The sequence below is a fragment of the Paenibacillus spiritus genome (assembly GCF_008710135.1).
In the GTDB taxonomy this organism is placed as follows: domain Bacteria; phylum Bacillota; class Bacilli; order Paenibacillales; family Paenibacillaceae; genus Paenibacillus_AQ; species Paenibacillus_AQ glufosinatiresistens.
The window spans coordinates 1-24,087 of record NZ_VYKK01000008.1 but is presented as its reverse complement, the minus strand read 5'-3'; the positions used below and the strand labels follow the sequence as shown (position 1 = coordinate 24,087).

Sequence of the window (24,087 nt, the reverse complement as noted above, 5' to 3'; positions counted from 1 at the left end):
ATGAGGAGCAAATGGAATCTGTTCGGTCTCGTCAACGATATTCCCATCAAGCAGAAGTTCCTGTTCATTTATCTGCTCTGTGTGCTGGCGCCGATTCTGAGCATCAACACGCTGTTCTACCGGCAGATCGGCCATAATGCCCAGGTGCAGGAGCAGGAGAACCTGCAGATTTCAGTCGACCGGGCCAGCTATGATCTGCTGCAGATGGTCGACGAATGCGTGGCGATTGGCAATACGATTGCAGCGGACCGGACATTCAATGAACTGCTGGACCGGGATTATGCCGATTTCTCGGATTACTACGATACGTACAACGACATTCTGCGCGACAAGCTTCGCCAATATACGAATCTGCATTCCTACATTTCGTGGATCGGCGTGTATACATCGAACACGACGATCAGCAGCGGGGGAAGTTATTTTGCCATCAAGCCGGAGGACGCCGGGAGCGGATGGTACCGCAAAATCGCGGCCAGCCGGGACAAGGCCATCCTGGTCTCCTACCTGGATGCCAACCCGATGAATCCGCAGCAGCAAATGGTGTATGTCAGCATTATCCGCAAGCTGGACAATTATCCCGATCTGTTCAATCATACGCAATATCTGCGGATTGACCTTCGCCTGGACAACCTGATGGAGCTGTTCCGGAAGGAACGGAGCTACCTGAAGCTTCGGCTGGTGGACGACGATAACCGGGTGGTCCTGGAGTCCGGCCGTTCGTATTATGCGGTCAACGGCCTTCTGACTCCGCTCGAAGAAGGAACGGAGGAGTCGAGACACAACGGGAAGGAGTTCTCCGCGCCTCTTGGCTCGGCAAGCTATCTGCAGGGCTGGCGTCTGATCGGCGTGCCGGAGAGCGAACAGGCCGACCAGGCGCAGCGGTCGGCGTGGCGGCTGTTCATCCTGCTTGCGCTGGCGACCATTATTGTCCCGAGCGTGCTGATTACTATCATCTTCCGCTCATACAATACGCGGGTGAGCCGGCTCTACAAGCATATGAAGCTGGTCAAATACGAGCGCTTCGAGCCGATTGCGATGTATGAGGGCAAGGATGAGATCGGCGGACTGCTGCGCAGCTTCAATCTCATGACCGAGAAGATCAAGAATCTCATCAACGATGTCTACAAGCTGGAGATACAGAAGAAAGACCTGGAACTGGAGCAGGTCCGGGCAGAACTGAAGCTGCTGCAGAGCCAGGTGGACCCGCATTTTCTGTTCAATACTCTGAATGCGGTGCTCGTCGTCTGCAAGAAATACCAGTATGAGCAAGTCACCGATATTATCCGCAATCTGTCCCAGATTCTGCGCCGGCTGCTGAACTGGAAGGATGACATGGTTACCATCAGCGAGGAGATCGAGCTGATCGAGATGTACCTCCAGATCGAGAAATTCCGCTTCCAGGACCGGTTCAGCTATGAGCTGAATGTAGATCCCGGCGTGCTCAGCGGCCGGATTCCGAAGATGAGCATCCAATCGCTCGTCGAGAACTCCTGCAAGCATGGGCTGCAATCCGTCAAGGGGCTGCGGCGGATTGCCATCGGAGTCTACGCGCAAGGAGAAGAGCTGCGGATTGCGGTCCGGGACAACGGAATCGGACTGGACGCGGAGAAGCTGGAGGAGATTGAACGGCATCTGCGAAGCGACGAGAATTCGGGGCGGAATATCGGACTGCGCAACGTGTCCAAGCGACTGGACCTCTATTATCAGGGCCGGGCCGAGCTCCGCATCGAGAGCCGGATTCATGAAGGAACCACAATACGGATCCGGATTCCGCTGGAATTGGTCATAACGAAGGAAGAGGAGAATGGCGATGTATAAGGTCGTGCTGGCGGACGATGAACTTATGGCGCTGGAAGGACTCCGGCTTATGGCGGATTGGGAGGAAGAAGGCTTCGAAATCTGCGGAATGTGCGAGAACGGAGAGGAGGCTCTCTCCCGGATTCTCGACTGCCGTCCGGATCTCGTGATTACCGACATCCGGATGCCGGGAATGGACGGCCTAGAGCTGATCAGCCGGGTGCGGGAAGCCGGCGTCTGCGACCCGCTCTTCGTGATCTTAAGCGGGTACGGCGACTTCGACTATGCCCGGACGGCGCTGAGACACGGGGTGCGCTCCTATCTGCTCAAGCCGGTGATGGAGCCCGAATGGGAAGCAACGCTTGCGAAGGTTCAGCGGGAACTGAATGAACGCTCTCTGCGGAAGCAGCAGCAGAGCCGGATGAACGAGCTGCTGCTGTCCGCGGCGATTGCCGGTTCTCTCCGGGGGGAGAGCCTGGAGGCTGCGGACAAGGAGGCAGCGGCGCTGGACCGGATCGACGAGCAGACCCCCGGCTGGAGATACATCCATCTGGAGGGCGTCACGGAAGCGGATATGCAGTGGTGCCGCTCGCTTGAGCTTCCGGCAGGAACCTGGTTCATTGAACTGTATGCGAATCAGGCGGGCTTGGCGTCGGCCGACCCGGACCAGGCCGGACCGCTGGCCCGTCGGATTCACGCGGGCCTGCGCAGCCGGGGTTCCCGGCGTCCGGTAACCGTCGGACCGCAGGTACGCTCCTGGCGGGAGCTTGCCGCCTCCTACGCGGGAGCTGCGGATACGGCGCTCCGCTTCTTTTTTCATACCGATCTGGACGGTCCGGTCGATTACGCGCAGAGCATTCCGCCCTCCTTCAGCTACGACCTCGGATCCTTCGGCATTGCCGATGAGCTGATGGCCCACGTCGAATGTCTCCGGGAGGAGGAGGCCGGGGAGCGGATGAGACGGCTCTTCGACCGCTTCCGCGAGGAACGAACCGCCCCGGAGGTCGTCTATATGGTCGGCATTAATCTCGTGCTCCGCAGTCTGGAAGCGCTCCGGGAAATGGGCGACTCCTCCGATTTGGGAAGAGATTTCATTGCTCTGGTGCGGAGCGAGCCGAAGTCGCTGCACGCGCTGGAGGAGTCGCTTCATGCCTTTCTGCTTCAGGTAATGCGCCGCATCCGGGACCACCGGGAGCAGGACTCCCGGCATCCGCTGACGCAGATCGAGCGGTATTTGCAGCAGCATTTCCGGGAGCCGCTGACCGTCAAGGAGCTGGGGGAGCAGTTCTTTATTCATCCGGTCTATCTCGGCCAGGCGTTCATCAAGAAGAACGGAATCAGCCTGCTGGAATATGTGCATGATCTCCGGATCGAAGAGGCCAAGAAGCGTCTGGGGGAATCGGAGGAGACGATCCGGCTGATTGCGGAAGAAACGGGGTACCAGCATTATCACCATTTTCTGAAGGAATTCGAGAAGCGCACCGGCATGAAGCCGGCGGCTTACCGGCAGCTTCAACAATCTAAAGGATGAGGGGGAGATTGCTTTAATCTATGGATGGCGGCGGATTTGGAGAGCGCTATCATTAGAGTAGGCCCCGTGCGGGCCACAGCGATCTTTGAGGAGGAACAGACATGGAATTGGATATCCGACAAGCAATGCCGTCGCTGAAAGAGACGTTCCGGAAGCACTTTAAGGTCGGCGCGGCTGTAAGCACGCGCATTCTGGAGGCGCAGGGCGACTTCATAGCCGGGCACTTCAGCAGCGTCACCGCCGAGAATGAGATGAAGCCGGAAGAGATTCATCCGGAGGAAGAGCGGTATGATTTTGCGGCGGCGGACCGGATTATTGACTGGGCCGGGAAGAACGGGATTGCCGTCCGGGGACATACCCTGGTCTGGCACAATCAGGTGCCGGCCTGGATGTTCCTGGAGAAGGACGGGACGCCGGTTGCCCGGGAGCGGCTGCTGGAACGGATGCGGGAGCATATCCGGACGGTCGTGGGACGCTATAAGGGCCGGGCTTACGCCTGGGATGTCGTCAACGAAGCCGTCGACGACAAGACGGACCGGGCGCTTCGCCCGTCGCCGTGGCTGGATATCATCGGCCCGGACTTCATTCAGGCCGCCTTTGAAGCCGCCCATGAAGCCGACCCGGAGGCGCTGCTCTTCTATAATGACTATAACGAGACCGACCCGGTCAAGAGGGAGAAAATCTACGAGCTGCTGCGGTCCCTGCTGGAACAGGGCGCGCCGATCCACGGCGTCGGCCTTCAGGCGCACTGGAATATCTACGAACCGTCTCTTGCGGAGATCCGGGAGGCCATCGAGCGTTACGCCTCGCTGGGACTGCGGCTGCATATCACCGAGCTGGACCTGTCGATGTACCGGTTCGAGGACCGGCGCAATGACCTTGACTTCCCGTCCGTAGAGATGATGTCTCTCCAGCGGCAGCGGTACGAGGAAATCTTCGGGCTCTTCCGGGAATATGCCGATGTGATCGATTCCGTCACCTTCTGGGGAGTCGCCGACGATTATACCTGGCTGGATTATTTCCCGGTGCGGGGCCGCAAAAACTGGCCGTTCCTGTTCGACGAGAAGCTTCGGCCAAAAGCTTCGTTCTGGAGCGTAACCGACGCAGCCCGTACGGGTACAAAAGGAGAAGAAGACGAATGATTAAATTGCCTGCCAATCGAATGTTCAATGCCCATCATGCGCCGATCGGCGCATTCTCCAGCTTCACTCTCGGCTCTCCGGGCCGAAGCGGCGGTCTGGATCTGGAACTGGGGAGGCCGCCGCGCCAGAACCTGTTCATCGGGCTGGAACGGGCTGACCGGCCGGGTCTCTATGAGACGCTTCCGTTCTTCGAGAGCCAGGCCGACGAGAGCTCCCGCTACGACATCGAGAACCCGGACCCGAATCCGGTCAAGCCGAGGATTCTGCTTCCGGCGGACCCCGATGCCATCGAACGGGATTTCCGGCTTGGAAGCGATACCTGGACCTGCGGCGATCTGAGCCTGTCGCTCTATTCGCCGGTCCGCTCGGTTCCCGATCCGGACACCGCCGGCGATGATGAACTGAAGGAAGTGCTGGTGCCTGCGGTGCTGGCCGAGCTTGTCATCGACAATACCCGCGGCAAGTCGGTCCGCCGCGCCTTCTTCGGCTACCAAGGCAGCGATCCGTACACCGCCATGAGAAGACTGGACGATACGGATAAGCGGCTGACGGGGATCGCCCAGGGACGGATCACGGCCATTGCCGCCCGCCGGGGCAGCTGCCGGTCGGCCATGCACTTCAGCCTGGAGAATATCATCACGGCAGAGCTGGAGGAGAATTGGTCCTTCGGCCTGGGGCCGGTCGGGGCCCTGGTCATGGATGTGCCGCCGGGAGAATCGCAGACCTTCCGGTTCGCCGTCGCTTTTCACCGGTCGGGGCTGGTCACGGCGGGGCTGGACACCCGCTATTACTACAACCGCTACTTCGCCAGTCTGGAAGAGGTGGCCGCCTTCGCGCTTGACCGCTTCGATGCCATCAAGTCGGCGGCGCTGGCCTGCAACGCGATTATCGACGAAGCGCCGCTCTCGGACGACCAGAAATTCATGATGGCCCACGCCATCCGCAGCTATTACGGCTGCACTCAGCTGCTGGAGTCGGACGGGCGGCCCCTCTGGGTTGTCAATGAAGGCGAATACCGGATGATGAATACGTTCGACCTGACGGTGGACCAAATGTTCTTCGAGCTGAAAATGAACGCTTGGACTGTGCGCAATGAACTGGACCTGTTCCTGGAACGCTACAGCTACGAGGACCATGTCCGCTTCCCCGGCGACCCGGAGGTATATCCTGGCGGCCTGAGCTTTACCCACGATATGGGCGTTGCCAATGTATTCTCCCGGCCGGGCTATTCCGCCTATGAGCTCTATGGCCTGAACGACTGCTTCTCGCACATGACGCATGAGCAGCTCGTGAACTGGGTGCTGACTGCGGCGGCCTACATCGAGCAGACGGGAGACCGCGGCTGGGCCGCCCGCCGGCTGGACACCTTCGCCTCCTGTCTGGCCAGCATGCAGAACCGGGATCATCCCGATCCCGGGAAGAGAAGCGGCATCATGGGGCTGGACAGCACCCGCTGCATGGGCGGGGCGGAGATTACGACCTATGACAGTCTCGATGTCTCGCTGGGCCAGGCCCGGGGCAATATTTATCTGGCCGGCAAATGCTGGGCCGCCTATGTGGCGATGGAACGGCTGTTCCGCGAAGAGGGCCGCCCCGAGGAAGCGAAGGCGGCTGCGGAACAGGCCCGCCGATGCGCGGATACGCTCGTTGCCCATGCTACGGAGGAAGGCTACATCCCCGCCGTTCTCGGAGAAGGCAACGACTCCCGGATTATCCCGGCCATCGAAGGCCTCGTCTTCCCCAAGTACACCGGCTGCGCCGAAGCGCTGGAGGAAGAAGGCCTCTACGGCGCCTATATCCGCATGCTGAAGACGCATCTGACTACAGTGCTGAAGCCGGGGGTATGCCTGTTCCCGGACGGAGGCTGGAAGATCTCCTCGACGAGCAACAATTCCTGGCTGAGCAAAATCTACCTCTGCCAGTATATTGCCCGCGAGCTGCTGGGCCTGGCCTGGAATGAGCAGGGGAAGGCCGCAGACGCCGCCCATGCCGCCTGGCTGACGCATCCCGAGCTGTCGGTCTGGAGCTGGAGCGATCAGATCATCTCCGGGGAGATTTCGGGCAGCAAGTACTATCCGCGCGGCGTAACCAGCATTCTGTGGCTGGATGAACGGAGAGGACGCTGATGGAGACGGGAGACGCAGGAGAGAAGAGGACGGAATCCTTGCTGGTGGACCGGGTTCCGGTACGGAGGCTGGCGGTTGCCCTGACCTTCGACGACGGACCTGATCCGGCCTATACGCCGGAAATCGCGGACATTCTACGCCGGAACGGCGGACGGGCGACCTTCTTCGTGATCGGACAAGAGCTGGAGCGCAGCGCGGACATCGCCCGGATGCTTCATGAGGAAGGGCATGAGCTCGGCAACCACACGCAGACCCATGCCAGTCTGACCGCATTGACCGAAGCGGAGCGCCGGGCGGAGCTGGAATCCGCGGACCGGCTGCTGGAAGCCTTGACGGGAAGAAGACCCCGGCTGTTCCGTCCTCCGTATCTTGCCATCGACGCGGAGACGGCCCGGACGGGCGAGGCTATGGGCTACAGAGCCGTAGGCGCCGCCAATCTGAAGGCCGAAGACTGGAGAATGCCGGGAACGGCGCACATTCTGGAGCACACGCGCAGCGAGGTCCGGCCCGGCAGCATCCTGATCTTCCACGACGGCCTGGGGGACCGGTCCCAGACGGTCGAAGCGGTATCGGTGCTCGTTCCCGAGCTGCGAAAGCAGGGGTATGAACTGGTGACGGTAAGCCGCCTGCTGGAGATGGCCGAGCAGGGACTGTAAATACAGAGCTGGCCGAACACAAGAAAGAGCCTTCGCTGGAAGGCTCTTTTCTTATGCCGGTATGGAGGGACCGGGGAAAAGCAAAGGACGTCCCGGGGGACGTCCTCTTGCCAATCCTGGGGATGCCCTCCGCAATGCGGCGGGCAGCCGGGGCAGCAATCCGGCGGCCGTGCCGCGGCCGGGAGGCGGTTCGTCGCCCTTTTGGCCGCGGTCAGTGCCGTGTGCCGCCTAGGCCTAGGACTGCGGGAGCAGTCCGGCGACGAGCATGGCGGCCTCGGCGCGCGACGCGGCCGCTCCCGGCCGGAGCGTGCCGTCGGGGTAGCCGCTCAGCTTGCCGGAAGCAAGAAGCGCGGCCAGCGGGGCCTTCGCCCAGGCGGAGACTGCCTTGCCGTCGCGGAAGCTCAGCAGGTCCGGCCCGGAAGCGCCGGAGGAGAGCTTGGCGGCGCGGGCGGTCATGACCGCCATCTGTTCGCGGGTAAGCGGGGCGGCCGGACGGAAGGTTCCGTCTTCGTAACCCTCTGTAATGCCGAAGGCCGCCGCCGTTCCGATGGCCGCTTCAGCCCAGTGGCCGCGCGTATCCGTGAAGGCCGCTGACTGCGCAGCGGACAGCTTGAACGCCCGGACCAGCAGCGATGTGAATTCGGCGCGCGTGATAGCGGCATCCGGCCGGAAGGTGCGGTCGGGATAGCCATGCAGGGCGCCGCGCTCAACCAGCCGGGAGACGGCTTCGGCGGCCCAGTGGCCCTTCAGGTCCTTCAGTTCCGGCGCGGCGGGAACAACCGCAGCCGACGGGGACACCGCCAGCACGGCGTACTTGGAGAAGTGATAGACGGCAGCGGTCACGGTGGCGCGTTCCGAATTCACTACGGCTTTCTCCAGCGGACTCCAGGTCCGCGCCGTTTCGTCATAGGTGTACAGGCCGGCCTGCTCGCTCTTGCTCAGCCGGGAAGGGTCAAACGGAAGCGTAAGCGTTACCGGCTTGACGAAGTTCCCGGTCCGATCCTTGGACAGATCATAGACGTCGCCCGCCAGCTTCTGACCGGCGGCCAGAACAAGGTTACCGGTGTTGGTGACTTTCGAGACCGTCACCCGCAGGACGCCGTTGTCCATGGCTCCTGCCGGAAATACCAGGGTTGCGCCGTTAAGCGTCAAGGTCCCGCCGGAAGCCAGCTGAACTTCGCCGGTGTTGGCCGGCAGGGAAGCCGCCGGCGCCGAAGCGGAAGGGGCCGGGCTTGCTGTCTCGGAAGCGGAAGCCGGGGCCTTCAGCAGAAGGGTGCCCCACTTGGAGGTGTTCTGCCAGGACTGTCCCGACGGGTCGCTCCAGATCATGACATGATCGCGGACGCCATCCCCGTCTCCGTCATCGTTGACCTGAAGATCGAAGCCGATCAGCTGTCCCGCCGCAGCGGCCGAAGGAAGCTGAATGGCGGCTTCGACATCGTAACCGGTATCGGTCACCCGGGTCTTGGCCGTGAAGTTGGAAGCCGAAGCGGCTCCGCCATAGCTCTGTTCATTGTCGAAGTTCACCCGGTACTGGCCGTCCTCCGCGCCGTAATACGAAGTCTTGCCGTTGTCGGGATCGACAAAAATTTCGATCGAGTCCTGCTCATAGGCATTCGCGCTGGCCTTGCTGAGATGACGGTCCTGAACATGCGCGAAGACGTACAGCCGGTCGGCGTTCCAGAGAACCTTGAAGGAAGCGGCCGCGCCGTCTGTGCCTTGAACCGGTACAGCCGTGCGGTATTCCGGAGCGGCGGCCCAGGCGGCGTCTTCTGCGCCGTCTACTGCGGGCGCTGCCGGCGCAGCCTCGCCGAGCTTCAGGGCGTCGCCATAGACCAATGTCCCGAATTGGGACGGGTCCTGTTCCTGGCGGCCGGTAAAATCATTCCACGAAGCGGACGCGCCGGTGCCGGCATCCGTCATGCGCAGATCATAACCGATCTTCTTGCCGGCTGCGCCGGCCAGCGGAATCTTCGCCTCGACCGCGTAGCCTCCGGGACGCTCGTAGACGCGGTACACGATGCCGTCCGTTCCGCTGCCCGAACGGTTCAGCGTCAGACTGCGGTCATTGGCGTCATAGCTCTTGCTCTTGGCATTGTCGGCGTCAAGGAACAGTTCAATCCGGTCATTGGACTGGTAGGAGGCATCCTCCGCTTCTGCATAGACATACAGATTGCCCTCATCCCACATGGCCTTGAAGGCGCCTGCGGAGTTCCCGTCTTCCGTCTGGACGGATACAGGGCTTATTGCATCCCACAGCGTCTCCGTCCGTCCGTCGACGACCGGAGTTCCGCGGCTGATGGTGAGCGTGCGGTTCAGCACCGGGAGTTCGCCGGGGGCTGCTACCCCGTAATAGGCAGGCTTGGCCTGAAGCTGATGGTCGAACAGCAGCGGATAATCGGTCCGCTCCGGCTTCGACAGCCAGGAGTTGTCGTCCGCCATTCCCCAGAGCGTGACGCCGGTCAAATGGGCCGTAGTCTTCAGGGTTTTGAAGGTCCGGAACATATCGCGGTAATAGTAGGCTTGTCTGAGCGCAAGCTCTTGCGGGAGCGAACTGTAGCCGCTCGCGCTGTCGTTCGGATAGACACTGACATCGAGCTCCGTCACCTGGTTCTCGACCCCGAGGCCGGCGAACATTTCCATGGTCTGCCGGATTTCGGCAGGCGAAGGGCCTTCCACGGTGTTGTGCATCTGATGGCCGACCCCGTCCACCGGAATGCCGCGGGCTTTCATGTCTTTGACAAGGTTGTACAGGAACTGGCGCTTCTTCACGTTGGTGGTGCCGTAATCGTTGATAATAAGCGTAGCGCCGGGCTTGACATATTTCTTGGCATAGAGAAAAGCGTCGTCGATGTATTCCGGTCCAAGAATCTGATACCATTTGCTCCGGCGGAATCCGTCGGGCTGGGTCTCGTCGATGACTTCGTTGACGACGTCCCAGGTGTAGACGACGTCGTTGAAGTGCTGAACGACATGCTTGATATGGTTCTCCAGACGGCTCCGGAGCAGTGCCTTGTCTTCTTCGGAGCCGGTCAGATCCGTGCCGTCGGCATGCTTGAACAGCCAGTCCGGCACCTGCTGGTGCCACAGCAGCGTATGGCCGCGCATGCCGATGCCGTTCGCTCTGGCATAATCCGCCAGAACGTCGCCCCTGCCCTCGAACACGAACTGGTTCTCCTGCGGCTCGGTGGCATCCCACTTCATGGAGTTCCCGGCCACGATGCTGTTGAAATGCAGCGCCAGCAGCTTGCCGTGTTCCCCGGTAACTTCGCCGGGCTCTACTTCCACGCCCACCGGGAAATAACCGCTGTAGGCCTGATAGACGGAAGCCAGCGAAGTCTGGACGGGCAGCGTGGTGAGAGAGTCCAGCTCAAAATGATCCAGGTAGAAGGAGTCCGTGCCGCTGGCCGACTCTACATAGATTGACAGCGTATCGAACGCGGCGCTGATGACATAATCGCCGGTCAGATGAACCCACTGCGCGCCGGTTACGGTCGTATTGCCGACGGCGGTCAGGTAGGACGTCTGGCCGCCTTTGTCCGCCTGAAGGCTCAGACGAAGCTCGGCGGAAGCGGCGGGATCGGCCAGCTTGACCCAGGCGGAGATCCGGTACTTGGAGCCGGTATGAACCCGGCCGGTCAGATCCAGAGCCGGTCCGGCGTAGCTCTGGGGCCGTTCGGTAATCAGCAGGCTGCGGGAACCGGATTGAGCGTTGTCCGCAACGACCGCAACCTTCTCGGTTCCGGTGCGGCTGGCCCAACCTTGCAGAGTGCCGTCCTCATAATCCGTGTGGATCGCCACGGCCTCGCCTCCGCCATTGCCCGGATCTCCCCCGGGGGCAGGGGCCGCAGTCTCTTCGATCCGGACATCGTCGATCAAATAAGGCGCGGAGGCCTGATCGCTCTCGATGTACAGAAGCAGAGAGGAGGCGGCGGAATACGTATAGCTGCCTTCAAGCTTGACCCAGCCGCTCCCGGCGACGGGGGCCGCATCGGTAACCTGGTCATAATGATCGGAGCCGTCTGCGGTACGCTTGACGGTGATCTTAAGCTTGCCGGCGTCCGCAGGCAGCGCAGCCCGGACGTAGGCGGAGATGGAATAGACACCTCCGGCTTTCAGCAGGGGTGTGACATTCAGGCTCGGCGCATTCCAGGCGGCGGTGCGTCCGCTTGTGAGCAGACTGTAGCTCCCGCCGTGGGACGCATAGACATCCTGGCTCACTGCCGCGAGAGAGCCGCTGCCCATCTGGGACCAGCCCTGGGCAGTATTGTTCTCGAAGCCGTAATCCGCAATGACCGCGGAGGCGGCCGAAGCGGCCGGCGGCGCCATCAGGCCCGGCCAGCTGAGCAGCAGCAGGCAGGTCAGCGCCACATTCCAAAACTTCCTCATAAACATGCTTCCTCCTTGAACTTTATGGAATCGCTTACAATTTCGAAGCGTGTTTATCTTATCGCTTCCGGGAACCGGTTAGCGATAATGAAATTAAAGGAATACCCCCCTGAAATTATCCTTCTTGCTGCCGGTTCAGACCCGGATTTTGTTTGCAGAGATCCCCCTTTCATGTCATATTAGTAATAAACTCTAACCCGGAGGGAAGGCGTGGAAGCGATGGACGAACTGAAGAGGAAAGTGCTGGAGCTGCTCAAGGAGGATTCGAGACGGACCCCTGCGCTGCTGGCAACACTGCTCGGTGCGGAGGAAGAAGAAATCAAGGCGGCCATCGAACAGATGGAACAGGAGCATGTCATTGTGAAATACGCGACGGTCGTCAACTGGGACAAGGTGGACGACGAACGGGTAACCGCACTGATCGAGGTGCAAATTACGCCCGAGCGCGGCCGCGGGTTCGAGGGTATCGCCGAGCGTATTTATTTATATCCGCAGGTGAAATCGGTCTATCTGATGTCGGGCGCCTATGACCTGCTGGTCGAGGTGGAGGGCCGGAATCTGCGAGAGGTGGCGAATTTCGTCTCCGAGAAGCTGTCCCCGATCGACTCCGTTCTCTCGACCAAGACCAACTTTACCCTGAAGAAATACAAGCAGGACGGCATTATCTTTGAAGAGCACGAAGAAGATAACCGCCTGATGATCTCTCCGTAAAGGATGAACTGAAGCCATGATAACGAACCAGACCCCATCCGCCGGGGAACAGGGCGGCCGGTCGATGGGCTCGTACCTGTCGCCGCTTGTACAGCAGATCCAGCCGTCCGGAATCCGCAAATTCTTCGACCTGGCGGCTGGCAGCAAGGACATCATTTCGCTCGGCGTCGGCGAACCCGATTTCAAGACGCCATGGCATGTCCGGGAGGCCTGCGTCTATTCGCTGGAACGCGGGTTCACCGGCTACACCTCCAATGCAGGCATGCCGGAGCTGAGAGAAGCCATCGCAAGCTATCTGCACCGCCGCTTCTCCGTCGATTACAACCCGGCCAATGAAATTATCGCAACCGTCGGAGGCAGCGAAGCGATTGATCTGGCGCTTCGGGCCCTGATTGCTCCGGGAGACGAGATTCTCATTCCCGAGCCTTGCTATATTTCCTACTCTCCGATTACTTCGATCGGAGGAGGGGTTCCGGTCGGCATCGAGACCTTCGGCGCCGACGAATTCAAGCTGACGGCGGCTGCTCTGGAAGCAGCGGTTACGCCGCGGTCGAAGGTGCTGATTCTGTGCTATCCGAGCAATCCGACGGGCGCGATCATGACCCGGGAAGACTGGGAACCGATCGCGAAGGTGGTCGAGAAGCATGATCTGATCGTCATTTCCGACGAAATCTACGCAGAGCTGACCTACGGTTCGAATCATATCAGCTTCGCTTCGCTGTCGGGCATGCGGGACCGGACGATTCTCGTCAGCGGCTTCTCGAAGGCTTTCGCCATGACCGGCTGGCGGATGGGCTACGCCTGCGGGCATCCCGAGCTGATTGCCGCAATGCTGAAGATCCATCAATACACAGTGATGTGCGCGCCTTCCATGGGACAGGTTGCGGCGCTTGAAGCGCTGACGAACGGACTGGAAGAGAAGGACCGGATGGTGGATTCGTATAACCAGCGCCGCCGGCTGATCGTCAAAGGGCTGCGGGAAGCGGGTCTGGAATGCCATGAGCCGCAGGGAGCGTTCTATGCGTTCCCCAGCATAGCGGCCACTGGCCTCTCCTCCGACGAATTCGCCCGGCGGCTGTTGCTGGAATATCGCGTGGCGGCGGTCCCCGGTAATGTATTCGGTCTGGGCGGGGAAGGCTACCTCCGCTGTTCGTATGCCACTTCCGTGGCGCAGTTGAACGAAGCGCTGGAACGTATCGGCTCTCTTGTGGAACAGCTCCGCATAGAAGGCGCATAATCCGGCACGACACGGGTTTTGGTTTAAAACTTAAAATTTTAAATTTTCGCGAGAACAGGTAAAATTAGGTTAGAACTTTTAAAAATTGAATGTTATAATTTTACTTTGAAGTATCGTGAATTTTAAGGCTTTTGAACCGATAACTGGATAAGCTGGAGGGATCGAGATGCCGGATGCTTATGATTACAGCCGCATAAGCGGACCGTGGTACACGGCGGGGGACGGCTCCGCCGACTGCGGCAGGTCCGCTTTGCCGAATCTGTCTCTGGAAGATGAAATTCTGCTGCTGCGCAGCCGGATGGAACAGTTGTATATCCAAGAACAATCCCTGACCGCCGATAAGGTGGTTCGGGCCAGCGGCATGCTGGATCTGAAGATCAATGAATATATGAGGCTGCGCCGCAAGTAACGTCCTTGGCTGCGCCTCTCGCTTCTCCTTGAATCCCCGCTGGCGGCGGACCGGCCTTATAGCCGGTCTTACCCTGCCCTGCGGGGATGTTTTGCGCTAGAGGAGCCATCCGGAGAGAAGCGCTGGAAAGAAGACCCCGCCTTACAACCGGCGGCGGATATGATAAAGTAAGAGAAGTCTTAGGAAATGACGGGAGGAAGACGAAGATGGCCATTTATACACGTTCCGGCGACCGGGGCGAGACGTCCGTGATCGGCGGCCGCGTCTCCAAGGATGATGCCAGAGTGGAAGCGTACGGCACCATCGACGAACTGAACAGCCTGGTCGGTCAGGCGCACAGTCTGGCGGATTCCGAACACTTTGCCGATCTTCGGCAGCAACTGCTGGAGATCCAGCATGAGCTGTTCGACTGCGGGTCGGACCTGGCTTATGCGAAGCCGGAAGACAGCGGCATGACACCCAAAGTCACGTCCGCTCTGGTGGAACGGCTGGAGAAATGGATCGACGCGCTGCAGGCGGAGAATCCGCCGCTTGAGAAATTCATTCTGCCTGGAGGAACCCTGCTCTCCAGCACGATGCATGTCTGCCGGACGGTCTGCCGCCGGGCGGAGCGGCGCACGATTACGCTGGCCCGGGAGACGGCTGTCCCGCCGGAGTCGATTCGGTATCTCAACCGGCTGTCCGATTATTTCTTTGCCGCCGCCCGAACGGCGAATGTGCGGTCGGGAGTAGCCGATGTAGAATATGTAAGAGGAAGCCGGGTGTTCCGCAACTGACAATGGACAATTCCTACTATGACCCGATCGTCTATACGATCCCGGAAGCGGACGACGGGCTGACTCTGAAGACCGTTCTCCACAAGCGCATGAATATTTCGCGGAAGCTGCTGTCCCGGCTCAAGCTGACCGAGCGAGGGATTATGCTGAACGGCGAACGGGTCTACATCAGCGTCTCCGTCAAGACGGGAGATGTGGTGGAGCTGCGGATGGAGACGGAGACGTCGGACGACATCATGCCCCAGCCGATTCCGTTCGACATTCTGTACGAAGACGACCATCTGCTGGTGGTCAACAAGCCGGCGGGGCTGATCGTACATCCGACGCATGGACATTACACGGACACGCTGGCCAACGGCGTGGTCCATTACTGGGCCGAGCGGGGCCAGCGCTACCGCTTCCGGCCGGTTCACCGGCTGGACCAGGAGACGTCCGGCGTACTTGCCATCGCCAAGAATCCGTACAGTCACCAGCAGATTTCGGAGCAAATGCTGGCGGGAACCGTGGACAAGTCCTATCTGGCCTTCGTCCACGGCACGGCGCTGCCGGATGCGGGCGAGCTGGATGGCCCGATCGACCGGGACCCGCTGGAGCCGCACCGGCGGATCGTTACGCCGGACGGCTACCCTTCCCTGACCCGGTACGCAGTCCGGGAACGCTTCGCCGCCGGAGCGGCGGTGGAGCTGACGCTGCTCACGGGACGCACGCATCAGATCCGCGTCCATCTGAGCGCGGCGGGCGCGCCGCTGATCGGCGACCGGATGTACCGGCATCCGTGCTACGGACGGCCGGAACGGGCGGCGCTTCCGGCAGCGGGCGGGGCAGCCTCTGCGGCTGCGGCGGAAGCCGCGGCAGAGGGCGCCGCACCTGAGGCGCACGGCGGCGAAGCCGGAGACTGCGCCGCCGTGCGGGCGCTGGACGCGGCCATCGGCCGCCAGGCGCTGCATGCCGCCCGCCTGGCGCTGACGCATCCGGCGCTCGGCAGCCGGATGGTCTTCGAGGCGCCGCTGCCGCCGGATATGGCGGCGCTGGAAGCGCGCCTCTCGGGGAGAGAGAAGGACGCCGGAGACGACCGGCGGCCTTGATTTTTGGAAGGAAGAAAGATGAAGGAGAATCCGCATGGCACATCTGAAAGTGTATCATTATCCGCCCTGCAGCACCTGCCGCAAGGCAATCAAGTGGCTGAAGGCGCACGGGCATGAGCTGACGCTGGTGAACATCGCCGAGCGGCCGCCGGGCGTGGCGGAATTGAAGGAAATGACGTCGCTGAGCGGTCTTGCGCTCCGCAAGTGGTTCAATACGAGCGGCGAGGTCTATAAGCGGGAGAACCTCAAGGAGGTGCTGCCGAATCTCGGCGAGCCGGAGCAGCTGGAGCTGCTGGCGGGCAACGGCATGCTCATCAAGCGTCCGGTGGTCTGCAGCGGCGATGCGGTCACGGTAGGCTTCCGAGAAGAAGAATACGAGCAGATCTGGGGACAGGAGGGATAGCGAATGGGAACAAGCGCCGCGGCGGGAGGCCGCGTTCTGATTGTGGATGGAATGGCGCTGCTCTTCCGGGCGTATTATGCCACTGCCTACGGCGGATATATCCGCAGAACCAAGGCAGGACTGCCGACCAATGCGGTCTACGGGTTCCTGCAGTATTTTTTTGACGCGGTCAGCCAGTTCGAGCCGAGCCATGTCGTCTGCTGCTGGGATATGGGCAAGGGAACGTTCCGCACCGAGAAGTTCGACGGCTACAAGTCCAACCGCTCCGAGCCGCCGCTGGAGCTGATTCCGCAGTTCGATCTCGCGAAGGAGGTTGTGGCGGAGCTCGGCGTGCCCAATATCGGGCTGGCCGGCTATGAAGCCGACGATTGCATCGGGACGCTGGCGGGCTGCTTCGGCGGGGATGCCGACGTCTACATTCTGACCGGGGACCATGACATGCTCCAACTGGTGGACGAGCGGGTCCGGGTTATTATTATGAAGAAGGGCCGCGGCAATTATAAGGTCTACGACCGGGACGTTCTGCTTGAGGAAAAAGGGCTGACGCCCGCCCAGATCATTGATCTCAAGGGCTTCATGGGCGACGCCAGCGACAACTATCCCGGCGTTCGCGGGATCGGGGAGAAGACGGCGCTGAAGCTGCTGACCGAGTTCGGCAGCGTGGAAGGCGTTATCGAGAACCTGCCGCAGCTGCCCAGAGGGGTTCGCGCCAAGATCGAAGCCGACCTCGACATGCTCCATCTCTCGCGCGAGCTGGCGGAGATTCGCCGCGATGTCCCGGTCGTCTGCACACTGGCCGAGTGCCAGTGGGCCGTTCAGCGGGAGTCGGCGGCCCGCAAATTCCAGGAGCTGGAATTCGGCAGTCTGATGTACCTGATCGCAGCCGCCCGGGAGGAATCGGCCGACGAGGAAGGCATAGTGGAGATTCTGCTGCCGGACGATTCCGGATTCAATCCGTTCGCCTGAGCGGACCGCAGCACCCGGCCCAAAGCAGCCCTGGCCGGCCGGTTGTCCCTCCCGGGAAAGCGGTTTATAATGGAGCGGAAATCAATTGTCAGATGCCACTGGAATGCATCGGGGAGGAATTGCGCTTGAAGCTGCTGGGAGCGATTGAAGCCGGAGGCACCAAGTTTGTGTGCGGAATCGGTTATGAAGACGGAACGATACTGGAGAGAGCGAGCTTTCCGACAACGACGCCGGAAGAGACGATGGCTCTGGTGTTCGAATACTTCAGGGACAAAGCGGTTGAAGCGGTCGGCATCGGTTCGTTCGGGCCGATTGACCCGGTTCCGGGAAGCCCGACTTACGGGTATATTACGACGACCCCCAAACCGCATTGGGGCGGTTATAATCTGGTCGGGGCGGTGCGTGCGGAGCTGAATGTGCCGGTCGGCTTCGACACGGATGTGAACGGAGCCGCGCTCGGCGAATCGCTGTGGGGAGCGGCCCAGGGCCTGGAGAGCTGCCTCTACATTACGGTTGGAACTGGCATCGGTGCAGGAGCCGTGGTTCACGGCGAGCTGATTCACGGACTTTCGCACCCCGAGATGGGCCATATCTATGTGCGGCGTCATCCAGATGACCGCTACGAAGGATTCTGTCCGTACCACGGAGACTGCCTGGAGGGCGTAGCCGCCGGACCGGCCATCGGAGCGCGCTGGGGCAAGCCGGCTGCCGAGCTTGAGGCCGGGCACCCGGCCTGGGAGATGGAGGCCCATTACCTGGCCCATGCCCTGATGAATTATGTGCTGGTCCTGTCCCCGCAGCGCATCGTGATGGGCGGCGGGGTCATGAAGCAGAGCCATCTGTTCCCGCTGATCCGCACCCAATTGCAAGAGCTGCTCGCCGGTTATGTGCAGCACGCTTCGCTCAAGGACGGAATTGACCGCTACGTGGTTCCGCCCGGACTCGGAGACAATGCCGGTCTGGCCGGCGCGCTCGCGCTCGCCCGGATGGCCGCAGAAAAGAATTGACAGAACGCAATTATCTGGTATTGTAGGAAATAACAGTATAGGTGTTCGGCCATGAGGAAGCGCCTCTTTCACGTTCAACGTGGAGGAGGCGCTTTTGTGCTGTCTTGGCCCGGGAAGCCGTACTGACCGTCCCGTTGTAACGGAGAGGAGAAGATCGACGATGCAGATTGTATTTATGAACCGGCTGACCAAATGGATCGACGACACGGAGGAGGCTTCCGCCGTGCTGTGGATCGGCGAAGAGGAAGGCGTATGGCGTCTGGGCTGGCGTTCTTGCGACGCGGACGAGAAGGATGACGACCTTCTCTGGTATGAAGGCGGCTCCTGGAACGAGCTGCTGGGCGTCTACCGACAGGAGCTGGCAGCGAGAATGGGCGAGGGGTACCGTCCGATTATCGGCGGCGTCTTTCACGAGGAAGAGACCTTCGCGGCCCGAACCCGGGAGCAGCTGAAGCTTCAATATTACAGCGAGCAGTATGCCGATGAGAGGATCTATGAAGAACTCTGCGGCTGGCGCCGCCGCAGGTCGGGTGCGGAGCGCAAGGCTCCGTATCTGCTGGCCAGCAACCGGCTGTTGAAGCTGCTGAGCGCTTTTCTTCCCCGAACGCAGGAGGAGCTGCTGCAGATTCCCGGCGTCGGAGAAGCCAAGGCCGCCCAGTACGGCCCCGAGCTGCTGGCCATTACGGGTGCGGCGGAGCGGGAGCGCGGCTTTCCGCTGGACTGGGTAGCGGAGGAGGTGGCGGACGACGCTTTTGCCTGCTGGATGTACAAGCGGCGGGAAGAGAAGTACCGCAAGCAGCTGGAGCAGATGCGGCTCCGCCGGAGTCTGCTGCAGGGAATTGCCGACGGCAGCGGCATTGCCGCACTGGCCGCCGATTCCTCCTGCACCCGCCGCGAAGTTATCGAAGCGCTGGAGGAGCTGGAGCGGGAGGGCTATCTTATTGATCCCCTTCTGGACCGGGAACTGGAGCCGGTGCCGCAGGCGGAATGCGAAGCGGTGCTGGGAGCCTTCCGCGCCCTGGGCACCACTTTCCTGAAGCCGGTGCTTCATCAGGTATACGGACAGGGGTTCGCGCCTGAAGGCGGACTTGATCTCTACTATGAGCGTCTGCGCCTGCTGCGGATCATTGTCCGCCGTGAGCAGACGCCCGGAGCGGAGAGCTCCGGTGCCGCCTCGGGGATGTAGGAAGAGAGAACAGAGACCGGGCGCTGCGCCGCCGTTCTGAAATGCAAAGAGCCCCGTCCGCCTTCGGTCAAGCTCCATTGGAGGCGTTATCCGGTCAACTGTCCCGGCGAGTCATGCCGATATGGGCCAACCTTTGGCAGCATGTCTTGATAAGCGTGAGATGTGTACTGGATTTTATATGAAAGTATTACCAACGGGTTCTCCAGACAAAAAAGGCCGTAATCTCTGCAACTGTAGAAATTACGGTCTTTCCGTTGTCCTAATGTATTCTTGTACCGCCTACGCAGGCAAGTTCATCATTTTCAAAAAGTAAAACAGGGTATAATATTCCTAAAAATAGGAGGAAAAAGAATATGAAGATTTTAAAATGGTGTTTACTCTTACTACTCGCATTAACAATAATGGCTTTTTCAGGTTGTAGTAAAAAAACAGATATAAATCAAAAGGAAGTACTAAAATTACAAGGGAGTAGTGCCCATTGGAACGCTGAATATATGATCAAGGAATCCAATTCAGAATCAAAGTATCTCCTTCAATGTTATATAACTCCGTTGAATCAAGATGAGCAGATTTATAGCATATCCTATGACATTGAAAGCCCGGGTTCAGTATCTCAATTAAGTGGAACTTTATTCTCTAACAAAAACAGTTCAATCTTTCCTACTAATACCATTTCACCTTCCATTTCAACCGATTCACTACCACCAAAAGGTGAGGACATTGTTATAACAATTAAATGGAATGAACAAAATGAGGAGAAAATAAAGCTTAACCCATAAAATCTTCTTCACTCTGTAATATTGCCATACAAATACACCCCTTAGATTTCATCGGAATAACCAAGGGTTCTTCCAATGTCGATTCTAAGGGGTGCACTTCACCTTGCATGTCGGGGACTACAGCCATTCTTTCTTGCGGAAGACATACAGCATGGCGCAGCCCAGTGTAATCATGACGGCAATGACGCCGTAATACCCGTACCGGGAATGCGTCTCCGGGATGTTGTCGAAGTTCATGCCGTAGATTCCGGTAATTACAGTGAGCGGCATGAATATGGTGGTTATGGCGGTGAACACGCGCATGATTTCGTTCGCGCGGTTCGCGATACTGGACTGGTAGGCTTCTCGAAGGTTGCCCATCAGGTCGCGGTAGGTTTCGAACGTTTCATAGACCTTGACCGCATTCTCGTAAATGTCGCTGAAGTATTTCTGGAGCTGGTCGTCGATCAGGCGAAGGTCTTTCTTGTTCAGGGTATTGATAACTTCCTTCTGAGGTCCCAGCATCTTCTTCAGCCACAGAATTTCGCTTCGCAGACCGATAATTTCGCTTAAGTGGCTCTTCTTGGTGTGCATCAGAATGTCCTCTTCCAGCTTCTCGATGCGGGCTTCGATCCGGTCGCCGACGGCGAAATAGTTGTCGACGACCAGGTCGGTCAGCAGATAGAGGAAACGGTCGGGTTCGCTGACTTCCTGTTCCCAAAGAATAGGCTTCAGAATGCGCAGCTCGTTGATCTTCTGCTTCGTAACGGTAATGATATAATGCCGCCCGAGGAACATGTTAAGCGCCCGCAGGAAGATTTCTTCATCGTCGAACCGGATGCTGTTGACTACGATAAAATAATGGCTCTCGTAAATCTCGATCTTCGGCCGCTGCTCCTCGTCGCTGAGGCAGTCCTCCACGGCCAGATCATGCAAGTTGAATAAAGGTTGAAGCACGCCGAGATCCTCGACGTCGGCATCTATCCAGTAGAATCCCTCTGCCGGAGGGGTAAGGGTCATTTCCAGGTCGTCGACGGGCGTGAAGATTCCCGTGTTCACCAGCCGAATTTTCATCTGATTTCCTCCTTCTCGCCCCTAGTGTTCCCAGGGACCTGCTAATGAAAGCACAGAGAAAAAATCAGCAGCCGGCCATCTCCAACAGCCGGTAGGCTGGTCACTGAGACCGTACAAGGGCGCGAAGAAGAAACGCTCCCGCGGCCAGCAAGCTGATCGTAATCCTGTGCGGTTGTTGCTCCTGCTCGGCGCTGCTGCGCTTGCTCGGGTCGCCTTCCATTCTTCGTCTCACCTCTTCTTGGGTCTTCAGGTTCAAATACTTGTTTAGTATAACGCCCGCCCTGACGCCTTACAAGAATAAATGTTGTCAGTTTCAGGACTTTCAGGGGCCTGCAATCAGGGTATGGGCTTGACGAATCGAGGGTGCATGATTTAAAGTAATTTTTAAAGAATTTCAACTGAATATTGGCAAAATCTTATCAAGAGCAGGTGGAGGGACTGGCCCGATGAAACCCGGCAACCGGCGCGAAGCGCACGGTGCTAATTCTTGCAGATACGCTGGAAGCGTAGTCTGGCAGATGAGAGAGCATCATATGGCTAATGGATATGACCTTTCTCGCGTGCGGGAAAGGTCTTTATTTTATACAGAAACAGAAGGAGAGAGGATAGCATCATGCCGATCAAAGTGCCCGACAGCTTGCCCGCGAAGGAAGTCCTGAGCGGAGAGAACATTTTTGTAATGGACGAGAGCCAGGCCTATCACCAGGATATCCGTCCTCTGCGGATTGCCATTCTGAATCTGATGCCTACCAAGGAGACCACGGAGACGCAGCTCCTGCGTCTGGTCGGCAACTCTCCGCTGCAGGTGGATGTAACGCTGCTGCACCCCCGCTCGCATACGTCGAAGAATACATCGGCCGAGCATCTCCGCAGCTTCTACAAAACCTTCGACGAGATCAGCGACCGCCGGCTGGATGGTCTGATTATTACCGGAGCGCCGGTGGAGCAGCTGGAATTCGAAGAAGTGAATTACTGGGAAGAGCTGACCGAGATTCTGGACTGGAGCAAGGCAAATGTCACGTCGACCATGCATATCTGTTGGGCCGCCCAGGCGGGATTGTACCATCATTTCGGGGTCCGCAAGGTGAGCCTTCCGGACAAATGCTTCGGCGTGTTCCCGCACCGCCCGGTCTCCGGCCATGTCAAGCTGCTGCGCGGCTTTGATGAACAGTTCTATGTGCCGCATTCCCGGCACACGGACGTCTCCCGGGAGGACATCGAGAAGACGCCGGAGCTTCGGATTCTGGCGGAATCCGAAGAAGCGGGCATTTACCTGGTCGCGACGGAGGACGGACGGCAGATCTTCGTAACCGGCCACTCCGAGTATGATCCGCTGTCGCTGAAGTGGGAGTACGACCGCGATGCGGCCAAGGGGCTGGACATTGCCCTGCCGAAGCATTATTACCCGAACGATGACCCGGCGCAGACGCCGCCCGCGGTATGGCGCGCCCACGCCAACCTGCTGTTCTCGAACTGGCTGAATTATTATGTCTATCAGGAGACGCCTTACGACATCGGTCCAATGATCTAAAAGACGGAGGGATAATAATGGAAGAAAAATTCAGAATCGAGAGCCGTCTGGCTCAAATCGGCTCCATGGAAGACCCGGCGACGGGCGCAGTGAACGCTCCGATCTATCATTCCACCGCCTACCGGCATCCGCGGCTCAGACAGAGCACCGGCTTTGATTATATCCGGACCAAGAATCCGACGCGTTCGGTTCTGGAGCGCTCGGCGGCGGAGCTGGAAGGGGCGGACGCCGCCTTTGCCTGCAGCTCCGGGATGGCTGCGCTGCAGACGATCTTTGCGCTCTTCAGCCAAGGCGATCATCTCATTGTATCGCTGGATCTCTACGGCGGTACATACCGGATGCTGGAGCGGATCATGAAGCGGTTCGGGGTAGCGGCTTCCTATGTGGACACGAACAACCCGGATGAGCTGGAAGCCGCGCGCCGGGAGAATACGAAGGCGGTCTTCATCGAGACGCCGACGAACCCGCTGATGATGATTACGGACATTGAGGCGGTCTGTACATGGGCCAAGCAGCACGGCCTGCTGACCATCGTGGACAATACGCTGATGACGCCGTTCTTCCAGCGCCCGATCGAACTCGGCGCGGATATTGTGACCCACAGCGCGACCAAGTATCTCGGCGGCCACAACGATGTGCTGGCCGGACTTATTTTGACGAAGGGGCAGGCGCTCTCGGAGGAGATGGCGGTGCTGCATAACTCCATCGGGGCGGTTCTCTCGCCGGCGGACAGCTACCAGCTGATGCGCGGTATGAAGACGCTGGCGCTGCGGATGGAACGCCATGAGTTCAACTCGCTGGCGATCGCCCGCTTCCTTCAGTCCCATGAAGCGATTGCCGAGGTGTTCCATCCCGGCCTGCCGGAGCATCCGGGCCACGAGATTCAGAAGCGCCAGGCGAGCGGCAACACCGGCATCTTCTCGTTCAAGGTGAAGGATGCCCGGTATGTAGAGCCGGTCCTGCGGCATATCCGGCTGATCGCTTTTGCCGAGAGTCTCGGGGGCGTCGAATCGCTGATGACTTATCCGGCTGTGCAGACCCATGCCGACATCCCGGCGGAGATTCGCGATGCGGTTGGCGTCGATGACCGGCTCCTGCGCTTCTCGGTCGGAATCGAGCATATCGACGATCTGATCGCCGACCTCTCACGTGCGCTGGATGCGGCCCGTGCGGAAGTGGAAGCGCAGGCGCCGACGCTTTAGCCCCTGTTCACCGAAAGCATAAGAGCCGGGGAACAGGAAGGACAACCCCGGACGGAATGAAGTGCACCCCTTAGAATAGACATTGGAAAAACCCCCTGGTT

The 24,087-nt window shown here is 59.5% G+C and carries 19 protein-coding genes and 1 riboswitch; of the genes, 17 read left to right on the top strand and 2 right to left on the bottom strand.

Features of this window, described 5'->3' with window-relative positions; translation table 11 throughout:
- The 5 genes from F4V43_RS07635 (at position 1) to F4V43_RS07615 (ending at position 7,252) form a co-directional block, all read left to right on the top strand.
- The gene (locus F4V43_RS07635) at positions 1-1,818 is read left to right on the top strand and encodes a sensor histidine kinase (protein WP_150457649.1); all 1,818 of its coding nucleotides are present in this window, start codon (positions 1-3) and stop codon (positions 1,816-1,818) included.
- Positions 1,805-3,328, top strand: coding sequence for a response regulator (locus F4V43_RS07630; RefSeq protein WP_150457648.1), 1,524 nt, complete (start codon positions 1,805-1,807; stop codon positions 3,326-3,328). The genes F4V43_RS07635 and F4V43_RS07630 overlap by 14 nt, the downstream gene beginning before the upstream one ends.
- A 101-nt stretch (positions 3,329-3,429) precedes the next feature.
- Positions 3,430-4,470, top strand: coding sequence for an endo-1,4-beta-xylanase (locus F4V43_RS07625; RefSeq protein WP_150457647.1), 1,041 nt, complete (start codon positions 3,430-3,432; stop codon positions 4,468-4,470).
- 5 nt (positions 4,471-4,475) lie between these two features.
- A complete protein-coding gene (locus F4V43_RS07620; RefSeq protein ID WP_150457829.1) occupies positions 4,476-6,596 on the top strand; it encodes a glycoside hydrolase family 52 protein in 2,121 nt (706 codons plus the stop codon).
- Positions 6,596-7,252 (top strand): polysaccharide deacetylase family protein, encoded by a 657-nt coding sequence (locus F4V43_RS07615; protein ID WP_150457646.1) that lies wholly within the window; start codon positions 6,596-6,598, stop codon positions 7,250-7,252. Before F4V43_RS07620 ends, F4V43_RS07615 begins: the two co-directional genes overlap by 1 nt.
- 234 nt (positions 7,253-7,486) lie before the next feature.
- Here F4V43_RS07615 and F4V43_RS07610 read toward each other — a convergent pair whose 3' ends face one another.
- Positions 7,487-11,641 carry an endo-1,4-beta-xylanase gene (locus tag F4V43_RS07610; RefSeq protein WP_191089517.1) on the bottom strand — a complete coding sequence of 1,385 codons (4,155 nt, stop codon included), beginning with the start codon at positions 11,639-11,641 and terminating at the stop codon, positions 7,487-7,489.
- Between the two features lie 219 nt (positions 11,642-11,860).
- On the opposite strand from F4V43_RS07610, the gene F4V43_RS07605 reads away from it, so the two are divergent.
- From F4V43_RS07605 to F4V43_RS07560, 10 genes are all read left to right on the top strand, one after another.
- Positions 11,861-12,352, top strand: coding sequence for an Lrp/AsnC family transcriptional regulator (locus F4V43_RS07605; protein ID WP_408638280.1), 492 nt, complete (start codon positions 11,861-11,863; stop codon positions 12,350-12,352).
- 16 nt (positions 12,353-12,368) lie between these two features.
- Entirely contained in the window at positions 12,369-13,589 is a 1,221-nt protein-coding gene (locus F4V43_RS07600) for an aminotransferase class I/II-fold pyridoxal phosphate-dependent enzyme (protein WP_150457643.1), read from the top strand.
- A 166-nt stretch (positions 13,590-13,755) separates the two neighbouring features.
- Positions 13,756-13,998 carry an aspartyl-phosphate phosphatase Spo0E family protein gene (locus F4V43_RS07595; protein ID WP_150457642.1) on the top strand — a complete coding sequence of 81 codons (243 nt, stop codon included), beginning with the start codon at positions 13,756-13,758 and terminating at the stop codon, positions 13,996-13,998.
- 206 nt (positions 13,999-14,204) lie between these two features.
- Positions 14,205-14,774: a cob(I)yrinic acid a,c-diamide adenosyltransferase gene (locus F4V43_RS07590; RefSeq protein ID WP_150457641.1), complete on the top strand. Its 570-nt coding sequence runs from the start codon at positions 14,205-14,207 to the stop codon at positions 14,772-14,774.
- A 2-nt stretch (positions 14,775-14,776) separates the two neighbouring features.
- Positions 14,777-15,859, top strand: coding sequence for an RluA family pseudouridine synthase (locus tag F4V43_RS07585; RefSeq protein WP_150457640.1), 1,083 nt, complete (start codon positions 14,777-14,779; stop codon positions 15,857-15,859).
- Between the two features lie 34 nt (positions 15,860-15,893).
- On the top strand, positions 15,894-16,262 hold the full coding sequence (locus F4V43_RS07580) for an arsenate reductase family protein (protein ID WP_191089516.1): 369 nt from the start codon (positions 15,894-15,896) through the stop codon (positions 16,260-16,262).
- Between the two features lie 3 nt (positions 16,263-16,265).
- The gene (locus tag F4V43_RS07575; protein WP_150457638.1) at positions 16,266-17,228 is read left to right on the top strand and encodes a 5'-3' exonuclease H3TH domain-containing protein; all 963 of its coding nucleotides are present in this window, start codon (positions 16,266-16,268) and stop codon (positions 17,226-17,228) included.
- Between the two features lie 125 nt (positions 17,229-17,353).
- Positions 17,354-18,235 (top strand): ROK family protein, encoded by an 882-nt coding sequence (locus F4V43_RS07570; RefSeq protein WP_317983776.1) that lies wholly within the window; start codon positions 17,354-17,356, stop codon positions 18,233-18,235.
- A 160-nt stretch (positions 18,236-18,395) separates the two neighbouring features.
- Positions 18,396-19,421: an HRDC domain-containing protein gene (locus F4V43_RS07565; RefSeq protein WP_150457636.1), complete on the top strand. Its 1,026-nt coding sequence runs from the start codon at positions 18,396-18,398 to the stop codon at positions 19,419-19,421.
- A gap of 353 nt (positions 19,422-19,774) precedes the next feature.
- Entirely contained in the window at positions 19,775-20,200 is a 426-nt protein-coding gene (locus F4V43_RS07560) for a hypothetical protein (RefSeq protein ID WP_150457635.1), read from the top strand.
- 117 nt (positions 20,201-20,317) lie between these two features.
- Here the strand turns inward: F4V43_RS07560 and corA are convergent, their stop codons facing one another.
- On the bottom strand, positions 20,318-21,253 hold the full coding sequence (gene corA / locus F4V43_RS07555; RefSeq protein WP_150457634.1) for a magnesium/cobalt transporter CorA: 936 nt from the start codon (positions 21,251-21,253) through the stop codon (positions 20,318-20,320).
- 413 nt (positions 21,254-21,666) lie between these two features.
- Positions 21,667-21,778, top strand: a riboswitch (SAM riboswitch).
- A gap of 88 nt (positions 21,779-21,866) precedes the next feature.
- Between corA and metA the strand changes: the two genes are divergently transcribed.
- The gene (gene metA / locus F4V43_RS07550; protein ID WP_150457633.1) at positions 21,867-22,784 is read left to right on the top strand and encodes a homoserine O-acetyltransferase MetA; all 918 of its coding nucleotides are present in this window, start codon (positions 21,867-21,869) and stop codon (positions 22,782-22,784) included.
- Positions 22,785-22,801: 17 nt separating this feature from the next.
- Positions 22,802-23,986 carry an aminotransferase class I/II-fold pyridoxal phosphate-dependent enzyme gene (locus F4V43_RS07545; protein ID WP_150457632.1) on the top strand — a complete coding sequence of 395 codons (1,185 nt, stop codon included), beginning with the start codon at positions 22,802-22,804 and terminating at the stop codon, positions 23,984-23,986.
- The last annotated feature ends 101 nt before the right edge of the window (positions 23,987-24,087 follow it).

Coding starts and splice junctions, on each gene's coding strand:
- F4V43_RS07610 (WP_191089517.1), bottom strand. CDS start 11,641: ATGAGGAAGTTTTGGAATGTGGCGCTGACCTGCCTGCTGCTGCTCAGC.
- F4V43_RS07590 (WP_150457641.1), top strand. CDS start 14,205: ATGGCCATTTATACACGTTCCGGCGACCGGGGCGAGACGTCCGTGATC.
- F4V43_RS07625 (WP_150457647.1), top strand. CDS start 3,430: ATGGAATTGGATATCCGACAAGCAATGCCGTCGCTGAAAGAGACGTTC.
- F4V43_RS07585 (WP_150457640.1), top strand. CDS start 14,777: ATGGACAATTCCTACTATGACCCGATCGTCTATACGATCCCGGAAGCG.
- F4V43_RS07630 (WP_150457648.1), top strand. CDS start 1,805: ATGGCGATGTATAAGGTCGTGCTGGCGGACGATGAACTTATGGCGCTG.
- metA (WP_150457633.1), top strand. CDS start 21,867: ATGCCGATCAAAGTGCCCGACAGCTTGCCCGCGAAGGAAGTCCTGAGC.
- F4V43_RS07565 (WP_150457636.1), top strand. CDS start 18,396: ATGCAGATTGTATTTATGAACCGGCTGACCAAATGGATCGACGACACG.
- F4V43_RS07615 (WP_150457646.1), top strand. CDS start 6,596: ATGGAGACGGGAGACGCAGGAGAGAAGAGGACGGAATCCTTGCTGGTG.
- F4V43_RS07560 (WP_150457635.1), top strand. CDS start 19,775: ATGAAGATTTTAAAATGGTGTTTACTCTTACTACTCGCATTAACAATA.
- F4V43_RS07600 (WP_150457643.1), top strand. CDS start 12,369: ATGATAACGAACCAGACCCCATCCGCCGGGGAACAGGGCGGCCGGTCG.
- F4V43_RS07580 (WP_191089516.1), top strand. CDS start 15,894: ATGGCACATCTGAAAGTGTATCATTATCCGCCCTGCAGCACCTGCCGC.
- F4V43_RS07595 (WP_150457642.1), top strand. CDS start 13,756: ATGCCGGATGCTTATGATTACAGCCGCATAAGCGGACCGTGGTACACG.
- F4V43_RS07545 (WP_150457632.1), top strand. CDS start 22,802: ATGGAAGAAAAATTCAGAATCGAGAGCCGTCTGGCTCAAATCGGCTCC.
- F4V43_RS07635 (WP_150457649.1), top strand. CDS start 1: ATGAGGAGCAAATGGAATCTGTTCGGTCTCGTCAACGATATTCCCATC.
- F4V43_RS07605 (WP_408638280.1), top strand. CDS start 11,861: ATGGACGAACTGAAGAGGAAAGTGCTGGAGCTGCTCAAGGAGGATTCG.
- F4V43_RS07575 (WP_150457638.1), top strand. CDS start 16,266: ATGGGAACAAGCGCCGCGGCGGGAGGCCGCGTTCTGATTGTGGATGGA.
- corA (WP_150457634.1), bottom strand. CDS start 21,253: ATGAAAATTCGGCTGGTGAACACGGGAATCTTCACGCCCGTCGACGAC.